Origin of the sequence: Mitsuaria sp. WAJ17 (genome assembly GCF_014174515.1) — a bacterium.
Lineage (GTDB): Bacteria > Pseudomonadota > Gammaproteobacteria > Burkholderiales > Burkholderiaceae_C > Roseateles_B.
In genome coordinates, this window is record NZ_JACJUG010000016.1 from 32,442 (window position 1) to 44,857 (window position 12,416).

The 12,416-nt window shown below is 68.1% G+C and carries 12 protein-coding genes and 1 riboswitch; of the genes, 8 read left to right on the forward strand and 4 right to left on the reverse strand.

Annotated features, from left to right (window positions below):
• Positions 1-177 precede the first annotated feature (177 nt).
• The 3 genes from H5407_RS14280 to msrA all read right to left on the reverse strand — a co-directional run bounded on the left by H5407_RS14280 (position 178) and on the right by msrA (position 2,792).
• Entirely contained in the window at positions 178-1,368 is a 1,191-nt protein-coding gene (locus tag H5407_RS14280; RefSeq protein ID WP_183105128.1) for an ABC transporter permease, read from the reverse strand.
• Between the two features lie 80 nt (positions 1,369-1,448).
• A complete protein-coding gene (locus H5407_RS14285; RefSeq protein WP_255501248.1) occupies positions 1,449-2,180 on the reverse strand; it encodes an ABC transporter ATP-binding protein in 732 nt (243 codons plus the stop codon).
• 57 nt (positions 2,181-2,237) lie between these two features.
• Positions 2,238-2,792, reverse strand: a complete 555-nt coding sequence (gene msrA, locus H5407_RS14290; RefSeq protein ID WP_183105129.1) for a peptide-methionine (S)-S-oxide reductase MsrA — start codon at positions 2,790-2,792, stop codon at positions 2,238-2,240.
• Positions 2,793-2,933: 141 nt separating this feature from the next.
• Here msrA and H5407_RS14295 point away from each other — a divergent pair, with 141 nt between their 5' ends.
• Entirely contained in the window at positions 2,934-3,719 is a 786-nt protein-coding gene (locus tag H5407_RS14295; protein ID WP_183105130.1) for a YdcF family protein, read from the forward strand.
• A gap of 272 nt (positions 3,720-3,991) precedes the next feature.
• Here the strand turns inward: H5407_RS14295 and H5407_RS14300 are convergent, their stop codons facing one another.
• Complete coding sequence (locus H5407_RS14300; protein ID WP_183105131.1) at positions 3,992-5,569, reverse strand: UbiD family decarboxylase; 1,578 nt, start codon at positions 5,567-5,569, stop codon at positions 3,992-3,994.
• A gap of 252 nt (positions 5,570-5,821) precedes the next feature.
• Here H5407_RS14300 and H5407_RS14305 point away from each other — a divergent pair, with 252 nt between their 5' ends.
• The 7 genes from H5407_RS14305 (at position 5,822) to H5407_RS14335 (ending at position 12,342) form a co-directional block, all read left to right on the forward strand.
• Entirely contained in the window at positions 5,822-6,658 is an 837-nt protein-coding gene (locus H5407_RS14305; RefSeq protein ID WP_183105132.1) for a lytic transglycosylase domain-containing protein, read from the forward strand.
• A 159-nt stretch (positions 6,659-6,817) separates the two neighbouring features.
• Positions 6,818-6,945, forward strand: a riboswitch (ZMP/ZTP riboswitch).
• A gap of 67 nt (positions 6,946-7,012) precedes the next feature.
• Complete coding sequence (gene glyA, locus H5407_RS14310) at positions 7,013-8,263, forward strand: serine hydroxymethyltransferase (protein ID WP_183105133.1); 1,251 nt, start codon at positions 7,013-7,015, stop codon at positions 8,261-8,263.
• 15 nt (positions 8,264-8,278) lie between these two features.
• The gene (nrdR, locus tag H5407_RS14315) at positions 8,279-8,722 is read left to right on the forward strand and encodes a transcriptional regulator NrdR (protein ID WP_183105134.1); all 444 of its coding nucleotides are present in this window, start codon (positions 8,279-8,281) and stop codon (positions 8,720-8,722) included.
• Positions 8,723-8,986: 264 nt separating this feature from the next.
• The gene (locus H5407_RS14320; RefSeq protein WP_183105135.1) at positions 8,987-9,487 is read left to right on the forward strand and encodes a Tfp pilus assembly protein FimT/FimU; all 501 of its coding nucleotides are present in this window, start codon (positions 8,987-8,989) and stop codon (positions 9,485-9,487) included.
• A gap of 34 nt (positions 9,488-9,521) precedes the next feature.
• A complete protein-coding gene (locus H5407_RS14325; RefSeq protein WP_183105136.1) occupies positions 9,522-10,091 on the forward strand; it encodes a type IV pilin protein in 570 nt (189 codons plus the stop codon).
• Positions 10,092-10,159: 68 nt separating this feature from the next.
• On the forward strand, positions 10,160-10,855 hold the full coding sequence (locus H5407_RS14330; protein WP_183105137.1) for a PilW family protein: 696 nt from the start codon (positions 10,160-10,162) through the stop codon (positions 10,853-10,855).
• Positions 10,856-11,073: 218 nt separating this feature from the next.
• Positions 11,074-12,342 (forward strand): hypothetical protein, encoded by a 1,269-nt coding sequence (locus H5407_RS14335; RefSeq protein ID WP_183105138.1) that lies wholly within the window; start codon positions 11,074-11,076, stop codon positions 12,340-12,342.
• Positions 12,343-12,416: the final 74 nt, after the last annotated feature.

Genomic DNA, 12,416 nt, shown 5'->3' on the forward strand with positions numbered 1-12,416 from the left:
CCCGCGCACAGGCGCCGCCTTGCCCACCCGGCCATCAAGGGCAGGAAGCAGCGTGCAAGCGGGGTAGCTGGGGTGGACCAAAGCAGGGACCGGAAGGTTCAAAGACAGCGGCATTGTGCACAGCCCCCGCCACCGTGCCATCAGGCATGCCCCGGATATCGTCAGGCCTTGAGAGGATCACTCCCCCGGCTGCAACATTCGCGAGACCTGCAAATGCCAAGCGCACCAGGCAGGCCAGGCGGCACCGGCCAGGGCCAGCAGGGCAGCCAGCAGTACCAGGAGCAACCCATGCTGCAGGCCATGGCCCTGGGTGCCCAGCCAATGCAGCTGTTCAGGGGCCGCCAGGTGCCGCAGGCTCGTCCAGGCCAGTTCGCTGAGCCCCCAAGCCAGCACCAGGGCCAGCGCTGCCAGCCACAACCACTCCAGCAGGGGCAGCAGCGCCACGCGGCTCGCCGGCGCGCCCAGTACCCGCAGCAGGACCAGGTCCTGGCGGCGCTGCTCCTGGGCCTGCAGCATCAGCGCGAAGGCCGCCAGCCAGGCGCACACCAGCAGCAGGACCAGCAAGGTCTTGAGCAGCATCGGCAGCCAGCCCAGGGCCGCAGCCATGCGCCCGATTTCCTCGCGAGGCACGGCGGCCTGGAGCTGAGCCTGGGCATTGAGCCAGGGCAGCAGCACGCTCAGGGCCTCAGGGCTGGCCGGGCTGACGAGCACATGACTGATATCGCCCAGGCTCTCCTCGCCAGCGTCGGACCCTGGCTGCCCGCCCATCCCGTTCAGGCCTACGGACAGTGAGGGTGCCCGGGTGGCGGCCGGCTGCCGCAGGGCCCACAGGGAGCTCAGGTCGGTCAGGATAAGGCCGTCCAGTGCCGAACCCTGGCGCGCCAGGATGCCGACGACAACGAAAGGCCGAGGCGGCGCCCCGGCGAGGTTTCGCCCCGGCTGCTCAAGGCCGTTGAACTCGGCGCCCACGGCCAGGCCCAGGCCTTGTGCAGCGTCCGCGCCCAGCACCACCTCCATCACATGCTCAAAGCCGCGCCCCTTGGCCAGGCGCGCCTGGCGCAAGGCCAGGAAAGGCGCTTCGGTCCCCAGCACAGCAAAGCCCCGGTGGCGTCCACCCAGCAGCACGGGCACAGCCTGCTGCACTTGCGGCAAGCCTCGCAGCAGCGGCACGGACTCATATGGCAGCGTCCCGCCGGGCTCACTAAGCAGCTGGATGGCGGACAGGGTCTGCCGCCAGGGATCGCCCTTGGGCCCGACCAGGAGCTCCATGCCCCGAAGTTCACGCTCCAGCCGCTGGGGAATGCGCTGGCTCAGCTGCATCAGCAGCCCCGCAGCCGTCAGCGCCAGGCTCAGCAGCAGAAGGCTCATGCCGGCGTACTGCGGCCTGGCCCACAGATGGCGCCAGGCCAGCCATGGCAGCGTCGGCCCCACACCTGATCCCCATCGCCTCATCCCGGCTGCCCTCCCAGCACCGTGCTGAGTCCTGCCGTCAGGCCTGAAGCAAGCCAGCCCAGGTTGCGCAAACGGTGCAACTGCACGGGAAGCAGGGTCTGGAAGCGCTGGACCACGCGCGCGTCATGCGTGGTCACTACAAGGGTGACGTGATGTTCGGCAGCCGCCTGGCACAGCAGGCCGATCATGCGCTCGCTGGCCTCCTCGTCCAGGTTGGCGGTGGGCTCGTCGGCCAGCAGGAGGCGCGGCCCGCGCAGCAGCGCACGCGCCAGGATCACCCGCTGAAGCTGGCCCTGGTTGAGCTGGCCCGCGCGACGCTTGGCCAGCCCCTCCAGGCCCAGGCTGGTCACCACGAGGCCGATGCGTTCTTTGTCCACGGGAAGGCCGGCGGCCAGGAAGGGCAGGCGCAGGTTCTCCAGCACATTGAGCGAGGGACTCAGGTGCAGACGCGGCGAGACCAGGCCCAATTGGCTGCCCCGCCAGCGGTCCACGGCCGAGCCCTGGAGTTGCCCCAGCTCCACGCCTGCCAGGCGCAATTGCCCGTCGGACGGGCGCAGCAGGCCGGCCATCAGATTCAGCAGGGTGGACTTGCCGGCACCAGAAGAGCCATGCACCAGCAGGTGATGGCGCGGCGCCAGCACGAAATCGTCAAAGTACAGCAAGGCGCCACCGGGATAGGCATGACGCAGGCTGTGCCAGGCGATCATGGGTTCGCTGAGCACGGTCATGCGCCACCCCCCCACTGCCGAGGGCACGGCATGGAAGAACGCCTCGCGCGGATGGTCTCAGTCCGTCCCTGCATCGTCACGCATCAAATGTCCGAAGGTCTTCATGAACTTGTCGACCTTGCCGGCGACCACGAACACACAGTAGCCCTGGTCCGGGTTGCGGGCGAAATACTGGTGATGATAGGGCTCGGCGCTGCTGTAAAGGCGCAGCGGCTGAAGCTCGGTCACCACTCGCCCGCCCAGGACCGTGTCGGCTGCAGCCAGGAAGGCGCGGGCCAGAGCCTCGTCGTCCGGGTGCTCATGGTAGATGCCCGAACGGTACTGCGTGCCGACGTCCGCCCCTTGCCGGTTCAGGCTGGTCGGGTCGTGGATGCAGAAGAACACCTCCAGCAACTGGCTCAGGCTCACGTGGCTGGGGTCGTAGTCGATGCGCACCACCTCGGCGTGGCCGGTCCGGCCGGTGCAAACCTGCTCGTAGCTGGGATTGGGCAGCTCGCCGTTGCAGTAGCCGGGCTCCACGGCCCGCACGCCGCGGACTCGGGCGAACACCGCCTCGGTGCACCAGAAGCAGCCGCCTCCCAGCGTGATGCGGCCCGTACCAGCATGGCTCATCGTTTGTTTCTCCAATGACGCAGTCCCGCGTCGACAGCCTGCATTGTGCAGCGGACACCACGCCGCATGCTCAAATCGCGGCCTGACTGAGCGCCGGCAGCCGTCCCGGCATCCTCCCGTGCACGGACGCATCGCCACACCATGGATCTCTACACCCCCTTCAAGGCCCTGTGCCTGGCCTTGCTGGCGCCCCCCGGCCTGCTGCTGCCGCCCCTAATGGCGGGCGCGCTGCTGTGGCGGCGTGCCGGCCGCTGGCGTTGGGCGCTTCCGGCGGTCTTCGCGCTGATGTGGCTGTCGCTGTGCGAAGCGCCGGCCCTGCTGCTGCAGCATGCCCTGCTCCGCCCCTCGCCCCCGCTGCACCTGGAGGCCCGGGACTGCCAGGCGCCTTCCCCGACTCTGGTGCTGGTGCTGGGGGGCGGCATCCACCAGTGGACGGCCGAGCGGGAAGGCCCCGACCTCAAGCTGGGCACATTGGAGCGGCTGCGCCATGGCGTCCGGCTGGCCCGGCGCTGCGACTGGCCTTTGGGCTTCACCGGCGGCCTGCCCACGCCTGCGAAGCCAGGCGACGTTCCGGAGAGCCTGGTGGCGGAACAGGTGGCCCGCGAGGAGTTCGGCATGCCCCTGTCATTGGCCGAGCCTGCCGCCCGCGACACCCGCGAGAACGCCCGCCTGAGCCTGCCCCTGCTGCGCGAGCGGGGCATACAGCGCCTGGTGCTGGTCACGCATGCCGAGCACATGCCCCGCAGCCTGCGGGCCTTCGAGACCGCGGCGCAGGCCGCGCACTATCCGCTGGCGCTCCTGCCCGCACCCGTGGGCGGGCGGCCGCTGGAGGAGCTGTCACCCTACGATTGGACGCCGTCGGACGCCGGGTACCGCCGCATGCGCTACGTCTTCTACGAGTTCCTGGGGCAGCTGGCCGGGCATTGAACCGCAGACATTGACCGCCGCAGGCTTTGCCCCCAGAAAGAGGAACCCCCCCGGGCTTTCGCACGGAGGGGTGGGTGGCTGGCGCCACCGGTGGAGCTCAGCGGTGAACGACCGAAGGGCTCCTGGCGCGCAGAGACTGCGCCAGTTGGAATGCCTATCGTTAGGCTCCCCAAACTTAGACGGCGGCCTTTGGGACTTCAAGCAGCGCCGGCTGTGCATTGGATCCTGATTTACCCCAAGCGATCCCGCCTGGACTTCGCCAGGCACCACGCCTATGGCCGGGCGCCAAAGAGCTTGTCGAACAGAACCTGGCTGGACTGCAGCACCGCGTCCGGCATGGTGATGGTCCGCCCCCATTCCCGGCTGGTTTCGCCGGGCCACTTGTTGGTGGCGTCCATGCCCATCTTGCCGCCCAGGCCGCTGACGGGGGAGGCAAAGTCCAGGTAGTCGATGGGCGTGTTCTCCACCAGGGTGGTGTCGCGCACCGGGTCCATGCGGGTGGTGATGGCCCAGACCACTTCCTTCCAGTCCCGCACATCGACGTCGTCGTCCACGATGACAATGAACTTGGTGTACATGAATTGCCGCAGGAAGCTCCACAGACCAAACATGAGGCGCTTGGCATGGCCCGGGTAGCTCTTGCGGATAGAGATCACCGCCATGCGGTAGCTGCAGCCTTCCGGCGGCAGGTAAAAGTCGATGATCTCCGGGAACTGCTTCTGGAGGATGGGCACGAAGACCTCGTTGAGCGCCACGCCCAACACCGCCGGCTCGTCAGGTGGCTTGCCGGTATAGGTGCTGTGGTAGATGGGGTTGTCGCGGTGCGTCAGGCGTTGGACCTCAAAGACGGGGAACCAGTCCTGTTCGTTGTAGTAGCCGGTGTGGTCGCCATAGGGGCCTTCCAGGGCATGGAGGTAGCCCTTGATCTCCTTCAGCGGCACGCCGTGCTCACTGCGGCCCTCGAAGCCGGGAGCAGCCGTCGGGATGTGGCCCTCCAGGATGATCTCGGCGGTCGCCGGCACCTGAAGCATGCGGTCGCCCTCGCCGACCGCCGTGTCCGCCAGCTCGGTGCGTGAGCCCCGAAGCAGGCCGGCGAACTGGTACTCGGACAAGCTGTCCGGCACCGGCGTTACCGCGCCCAGGGTGGTGGCAGGATCGGCCCCCAGGGCCACGGCAATGGGGAAAGCCTGGCCCGGGTTGGACAGCGCGAAGTCACGGAAGTCGAGCGCGCCGCCCCGGTGAGCCAGCCAGCGCATGATCAGTTGCCGCGGGCCGATCAGCTGCTGGCGGTAGATGCCTAGGTTCTGGCGCAGGCGCGGCTTGGGAATGGATTGCGGCCCACGGGTGATGACCAGCCCCCAGGTCACCAGGGGTGCAGCGTCGCCGGGCCAGCAGTATTGAATAGGGAGCCGCCCCAAATCGAGCGCGTCACCCTCCACGATATTGGCCTGGCAGGCCGGCCGGGACACCAGGCTGGGCTTCATGTCCCACAGGGCCTTGCCCATCTGCAGCAGCTTGCCGGCATCCTTCAGTCCCTTGGGCGGCTCGGGTTCCTTCAGATTGGCCAGCAAATGGCCCACATCGCGAAGCTCGGCCAGGCTGTCCGCCCCCATGCCCAACGCCACCCGGCGCGGTGTTCCGAAGAGGTTGCCCAGGACCGGCATAGGCTGCCCCCCCACGCCTTGGGGGGTGACCGGCTGCTCAAACAGCAGGGCCGGTCCTTCGGCACGCAGCACCCGGTCGCACAAGGCGGTCATCTCCAGGTGCGTACTGACGGGATCCTTCACGCGGCGCAGCTCACCCTGGGCTTCCAGGCCGGCCATGAAGGCCCGCAGATCTCGGTATTTCATAACTATTAGCTATTAAGACAAGCACTTATAGGCTTGACCGGTTATTTTTCATCCTTAGAATCCGGCCAGCCTTGCATCAGCAAGGGTTAACCCGTGCGCCGTTCCAGGGTTCAAGCGCACGACCGCTGCCAATGGACGCCGCCTGTGGCCGGGCTTCACGCCCGTCCGCAAACCAGGCGGCCCATTATCACCGTCGGTCCTGGTCCCGCGTCCTGCGCGGGGTCGGGGTCGGGCGGAGAAGAAAGGAGTCACATGACAGCGCAAGCTAACCTGTTGAGCCTCGGACGCCATGCCCGCATCGCGACCGAGGTGTTCCTCAAAGACATCGGCCAGGGACTGCTGGTCGTCAGCCACAACACCTTGGCCCTGCTCGGGCTCACCGTCGTCGCCCTGCTGGCCACCTTCGCCAGCCAGGCGGACCTGCGTCATCAACTCGAAAGCCAGACCCTGGGCTGGCTCAGCGCCCGCCAGGAAGCCCGTGCGGAAGCCAGTGGTGATGTCCTCAACACCCTGAGCGACCCCACCGCCATCCAGCGCGCCACCGCCACCAACCCCAAGGAGCTGAGCCGTCCGCAGGCCGCCGTGGCCCAGTGGCTGGCGCGGCGCTACAAGGTCGCGCCCGAACCGGTCGCCCGCCTGGTCCAGGAAGCCTGGGTCGTCGGCCAGAAGGCCAAGGTCGAACCCACCCTGATCCTGGCCATCATGGCGGTGGAGTCCGGCTTCAACCCTTTTGCGCAGAGCAATGTGGGCGCCCAGGGCCTCATGCAGGTGATGACCCGCGTCCACGATGACAAGTACGAGGCCTTCGGCGGCACCCATGCCGCCTTTGACCCGGTCACCAATCTGCGGGTCGGCGTGCAGGTGCTGAAGGAATGCATCCAGCGAGGCGGCAGCCTGGAGGACGGCCTGAAGTACTACGTCGGCGCCGCCAATCTGAGTGATGACGCCGGCTATGCAGGCCGCGTGCTCAACGAGCATGAGCAGCTCAAGGCCGTGGCCGCGGGCCGTGCCCCGACGCCGCGCCCCGCGGCCGAGCCCCAGGCACCCATGGCCTCCTCGGCACCGCAGCAGGTGGCGCTGTTGCACTGATTCATTGGCCTCGCCGGCAAGCTCGAGTCAGCCCAATCAAGCCCCGGCGGCCTGCGCCCCGGGGCTTTTCCTTTTGCGCTAGCCCTGCGCAGGTCAAAGGAGACCGACCCTCCAGGTGTGGAATGGTCCTCCAGCCTGGCAGCCGGACCCGCTACACTCCACGGGCCGCGCAACTGGCGATGATGCCCCTGCTGCAGTGAGGGGCCAAGGTGGGTGACCACCGGGGAGCGCGGCTGCCAGCGCACCCTCGGTGGCCGGCAGATCCGCCGTTCGCCTGGGCAGCCGAGCAAGGAGCATCAAGGATGCTTTCCTGCGATCCGGGCCCGGCTACAACCCTAGATTCCCACTGACACCATGTTCGACCGCACCCAATCCACCCTGGCCGCCATCGATCCCGACCTCTGGACCGCCATCCAGAACGAGAACCGCCGCCAGGAAGAGCACATCGAGCTGATCGCCTCCGAGAACTACACCTCGCCGGCCGTCATGCAGGCCCAGGGCAGCCAGCTGACCAACAAGTACGCCGAGGGCTACCCCGGCAAGCGCTACTACGGTGGCTGCGAGTATGTCGATGTCGTCGAGCAACTGGCCATCGACCGCCTGAAGCAACTCTTCGGCGCCCAGTTCGCCAATGTGCAGCCCAACTCCGGCTCGCAAGCCAACCAGGGTGTGTTCTTCGGCCTGCTGCAGCCCGGCGACACCATCATGGGCATGAGCCTGGCAGAAGGCGGCCACCTGACCCACGGCATGCCGCTGAACATGTCGGGCAAGTGGTTCAAGGTCGTGTCCTACGGTCTCGACGCCAACGAGGCCATCGACTACGACGCCATGGAGCGCATCGCCCGCGAGCACAAGCCCAAGCTCATCATCGCCGGCGCCTCCGCCTACTCCCTGCGCATCGACTTCGAGCGCTTCGGCAAGATCGCCAAGGAGATCGGCGCCTACTTCATGGTGGACATGGCCCATTACGCCGGCCTGATCGCCGCGGGCGTCTATCCCAACCCTCTGCCGCATGCCGACGTCGTGACCTCCACGACGCACAAGAGCTTGCGCGGCCCGCGCGGCGGCATCATCCTGACCAACAGCGAAGAGATCAGCAAGAAGATCAATTCGGCCATCTTCCCCGGCATTCAGGGCGGCCCGCTGATGCACGTCATCGCCGGCAAGGCCGTGGCCTTCAAGGAAGCGCTGAGCCCCGAGTTCAAGGCCTACCAGGAACAGGTGGTCAAAAACGCCAAGGTGCTGGCGGAGACCCTGATTGAGCGCGGCCTGCGCATCGTGTCCGGCGGCACTGAAAGCCACGTCATGCTGGTGGACCTGCGTCCCAAGGGCCTGACCGGCAAGGAGGCCGAGGCCATCCTGGGTGCCGCCCACATGACCTGCAACAAGAACGGCATCCCCAACGACCCGCAGAAGCCCATGGTCACCAGCGGCATCCGCCTTGGCACGCCGGCCATGACGACGCGCGGCTTCAAGGAGGATCAGGTGCGCGCCACCGCCCACCTGATTGCCGACGTGCTGGACAAGCCTCACGACGAAGCCAACCTGGCCACGGTGCGCGAGAAGGTCGCTGCCCTGACCCGCCAGTTCCCCGTCTACCGCTAAGCCGGTCCGCCGCCGATGCGCTGCCCTTTTTGTTCCCATCACGAAACCCAGGTCGCCGAGACCCGCGAGTCGGATGAGGGCGATGTGGTGCGCCGTCGGCGGCGCTGCCTGAGCTGCGACAAGCGCTTCACCACCTACGAACGGGCCGAGATCGCCCTGCCCGCGGTGGTCAAGAAGGACGGCACCCGCGCCGACTTCGACCCCGCCAAGCTGCGAGCATCCATGCAACTGGCCCTGCGCAAGCGGCCGGTGAGCATTGAGCAGATCGACGCGGCCCTGGAGCGCATCCAGGACAAGCTGCTGACCAGTGGCGCCCGAGAAATCCCCTCCACCAAGCTCGGCGAGCTGGTCATGCGCGAGCTCAAGCGCATCGACAAGGTGGCCTACGTCCGCTTCGCCTCGGTCTACCGCAGCTTCGAAGACGTGGACGAATTCCGGCAGCTGATCCGGGACATCTGAACACGCCGCCCCACCCGCACTAACGCGAAAAGTCCGCAGCCTTGCGGACCGGCTCCTCCAGCTCTCACGCGCCCTGTGGATGCAGGCCGGCATCGCCGGCCCTACCCTGCAGGCCTTCACCAACGAAGGCCTGCCGTGCGACTCCTCCCTGCTCAAATTCCGACCCAGCGCCAGCCTCAGCCGCCGGCTCGACGCTCGGCTTGCGCTCCAGCGCCGCTCCCCCCCCTTACCCGCCAGCAAGGCTTCGGCCTGGTCAGCGCCCTGATGACTCTTGCGGTGCTTGGTGTGCTGAGCCAGCTCGCCTTGCCGGCCCTGCAGAGTGCCGTCATCAAGCGGCGCCTGGAAACGCTGGCCGCCGAATTCGCCCATGACCTCCAACTGGCGCGCAGCCTCGCACTCAGCGGCGAGCAGGCCCTACGCCTCAGCGTGATACGCCTGCCCGGCGGCACCTGCTACGTATTGCATCTGGCCCCTCATGATCGCTGCCACTGCGGCGCCACCGGCGCCCATTGCGAGTCTGACGCAGCGCCCGTCAAGTACCGCTGGATCGCGGGCGCCAGTGGTACCCGGCTCACGGCCAATGTCTCTGGGGTCACCCTGCATCCCGGCGAAGGTTTCGTCACCAGCGCCGGTACCTTTCGCGTCGAGCAGTCCGCCACGGGTCGCGGCATCTGGTACCTCCTGAGCCCTGCCGGACGTGTCCGGGCTTGCGCCCGCGACTGGGGGCCCAGCGCCCTGCCACCTTGCCCTCGTCCCCTGGCCTGATCCCCGGCCAGCTGCAGATCAAAGAGAGCCCTTCATGTACCGCTTACAACCTTTGCACTCGCCGTGCTTCCGGCCGCCCCGGGAGCTCGGCCAGGACTGCCCCTCGAACCTGTCGCCAGAGAACGCGCCCCTCGTCACCCACCCGGCGCGCAGGTGCCAGAGTGGGCTGAGCCTCATCGAAGTGCTGGTCGCCCTGTGCATCACCGCCACCCTGGCCGCCCTCGCCTGGCCGCGCTTCGAGGGGGTCCTGCACCGGGCCCGCCGCAGCGAAGCGCAGACAGCCTTGTCCGAGGTGCTGAACGCCCAGTCCCGCTACCGCAGCAGCCATGGGCGCTATGCCGGCAGCCTCGCCGAATTGGGACTTGCCGCCAGCCCCCTTCAGCACTACCAGTTGCGCCTGCTCGATTTGCCTAAATCCGACGCAGACCCCGATGCCGAGCCCTTCAGCAAAGGCTTCGTCGCCCAGGCCACCCCGCAGCTCACCAGCCCCCAGGCGCATGACCGCGCCTGCGCCGTGCTGCGCCTGACCCTGGAAGGCCGACAGCTCACCCATAGCGCTTCAGATGCAGCGGGCCGCCCGAGCACCCCCTGCTGGCCCCGATGAGCCGCGCGCTGCAGCTCGCAGTCGTCCGGCCGGACAGTTGCCGCCCTGGCCAGGGCCCTGCTCGCCCCTTGTCCAGCCAAAGTGGATGGACGCTGGTGGACCTGATGATCGGCATGGCCGTGGGCCTCTTCCTGTGCGCGGTGGCCGGCACCCTCGTGCTCAGCCAGTGGCGTGAGCATCGGCACCTGCTGGCCGAAACCCTTCTCCAGCAGGAGCTGCGCAACGCCATTGCCTTGATGCGCCATGAAGTCCATCGCAGCGGCGCCGACCCGGCGGCTCATGAGCTGGTTCCCGAGCGGGGCCAGGCCACTGCACCTCCCCCGGAAGCCCCGCGCCTCCAACTGCTGCTTGAGGGCGCCCCCATACCCGACGATCGTGCCGGTGCCGGTGACGGCGTGAGCCTGACCTATATCCGATCAGAACCGGGCGAGCCTCGCCGACGCATCGAACGCGGCTTCCGTCTGCAGGGCACACAGCTGCAGTACCTGCTGGAGCGCAGCTGGCAGCCCTGGACCGACAGCAACGCCGTCCGTTTCATCCGGATGGAAGTGCGCCTGAACCGGTCCAAGGACGCACTGCCTGAGTCCTGCACCTGTGCCAGCGCCCGTCGCACCCCGCGATCCTGCGAGGCCCTGCTGCAGGCGCAGGTACTCCACGTGCTGCTGGTCGGCCAGTCCCGCCTGGAGCCCCGCACGGTGCGCAGCATCAGCAGCAGCATTCACGTTCGCAACCAGCGCCTGGAATGGCCCCCTTCGCCATGCTGAGCTTCTCCACAGAAGTCGATGACGGATGCATCTGCAGCAGCTGCAGCGCCACCGCCCCCGACGCCCCACGCTCCGTCCCAATCCGTCGTCCGCCCCACCCTCGATCTCCCCCGCCGCACCGGCCCCGCCGTGCCTGCGCCCCCATCCGACGGCTTGACCGGCGCCGTGACCGCATGCCTGTGTCCCCGCCCGGTGGTCCCGGCCACTCCATCGCAGGCATGGCTACGCTCGCCACGCTCATGGTCCTGATGCTGCTGATGAGCATGGTGGCCCTCCTGAGCGCCCGAGTGGTCCAGGGCGAGCAAATGGGCAGCGAAGCGCTGGTGCAGGGCCATCAGCGCCAAAGCCTGCAGGAAAGCGGCCTGGACTGGGGCCTGCAGCTGCTGAACAGCCCTCATCTCGACGCCGACTGCCGGCCAGGCACCGGCACCGGGCCTGCCTTCGGCGACAGCTTGACCCACATGGACGAGCGGGGGCATCGGCTGGTACGTGCCCCCTGGCAGGGACTCCCCTTTCCTTGCGCGGTCGATGACGGCACCTGGCGATGCCAATGCCCTCCCGGAGTCCCGCCCGCCTCATCCCCCACCCCCGGGCCCTCCCACGCGAGGACCTTCACCGACCGGCTGGCTCGCTTCAGCCTGGAGTTCCAAGGAAAGGAACGCCCAGAGGCCTCAGCTTGGCACCGCCGGACCCTACGCCTCCTGGTGCAATCCTGCGCCGAGGGCCAGAGCCCCTGCGAGTTGCCAGGCACGGCGGCCTCCAGCCCTCTGCCGCCCACGGGGCAGGCTCAGCTCGTGGTGCTCGCCTCGGCTCTGGCACAAGCTCCCGGGAGTGCATTGACCAGCGCCTCCACGGTGGATCTTCGTGGCCTGTCAGGCACGCAAGCGGGCCTGGCCTTGCCCCCCGATCCGGACAGCGCCTGGGTGCTCCAGGCTGGCGCCGACGTGCTTGGTGCCGAGGCCCACATCCAGGGGCCGCCGGGCGGTACGCCCGGTACCCTGGTCCGTCGCAAGGAGGCGGAGCTCGCCCTGGCGCCGAATGCCTTCTTCCGGCGCTACTTCGGCCTGCTGCCCTCGCAGTACCACGAACGCAGCGGGCTGTCCGTGCTCGATTGCCGCGGTGTGGCGGACTGCAGCCCGGCGCTCGGTGCCCGTATCCGTTCCGGCCAGTCCTGGCTATGGGTGCTCGGGCCTCTTCAGCTGCGCAGCCCCCTGGTGCTGGGCAGCCGCGACAGCCCGCTGCTGATCCTGTGCGACAGCGCGCTGGACATCGACACCCCACTGCAGTTGCACGGCCTGATCTACAGCCACGGGGCCGCCCGCATGCATGCCTCGGGCGGGGTTCTGCGCATTGATGGCGCCCTCCTCAGCGCTGGGGCCGTCACCCTGGCGGGGCAGGTGCAAATCGTCCATGACGCTCCCCTGATACGTCGGCTGAGCGACCTGAGAGGCAGCTGGGTGCGGCTGCCTGGAGGATGGATCCCATGAGCAAGCAGTTGCCAGCAAGGCATGTCATCCGCCTGAAGCCGTGCGCCTGGGGGCCTGGCCGTTCGTGGGCTTGT

What these genes read in the sequence shown, in the direction of transcription:
- H5407_RS14285 (WP_255501248.1), bottom strand. Translation starts at nt 2,180, where the DNA reads ATGACCGTGCTCAGCGAACCCATGATCGCCTGGCACAGCCTGCGTCAT.
- H5407_RS14320 (WP_183105135.1), top strand. Translation starts at nt 8,987, where the DNA reads ATGACTCTTGCGGTGCTTGGTGTGCTGAGCCAGCTCGCCTTGCCGGCC.
- H5407_RS14300 (WP_183105131.1), bottom strand. Translation starts at nt 5,569, where the DNA reads ATGAAATACCGAGATCTGCGGGCCTTCATGGCCGGCCTGGAAGCCCAG.
- msrA (WP_183105129.1), bottom strand. Translation starts at nt 2,792, where the DNA reads ATGAGCCATGCTGGTACGGGCCGCATCACGCTGGGAGGCGGCTGCTTC.
- H5407_RS14335 (WP_183105138.1), top strand. Translation starts at nt 11,074, where the DNA reads ATGGCTACGCTCGCCACGCTCATGGTCCTGATGCTGCTGATGAGCATG.
- H5407_RS14295 (WP_183105130.1), top strand. Translation starts at nt 2,934, where the DNA reads ATGGATCTCTACACCCCCTTCAAGGCCCTGTGCCTGGCCTTGCTGGCG.
- nrdR (WP_183105134.1), top strand. Translation starts at nt 8,279, where the DNA reads ATGCGCTGCCCTTTTTGTTCCCATCACGAAACCCAGGTCGCCGAGACC.
- glyA (WP_183105133.1), top strand. Translation starts at nt 7,013, where the DNA reads ATGTTCGACCGCACCCAATCCACCCTGGCCGCCATCGATCCCGACCTC.
- H5407_RS14305 (WP_183105132.1), top strand. Translation starts at nt 5,822, where the DNA reads ATGACAGCGCAAGCTAACCTGTTGAGCCTCGGACGCCATGCCCGCATC.
- H5407_RS14325 (WP_183105136.1), top strand. Translation starts at nt 9,522, where the DNA reads ATGTACCGCTTACAACCTTTGCACTCGCCGTGCTTCCGGCCGCCCCGG.
- H5407_RS14280 (WP_183105128.1), bottom strand. Translation starts at nt 1,368, where the DNA reads ATGAGCCTTCTGCTGCTGAGCCTGGCGCTGACGGCTGCGGGGCTGCTG.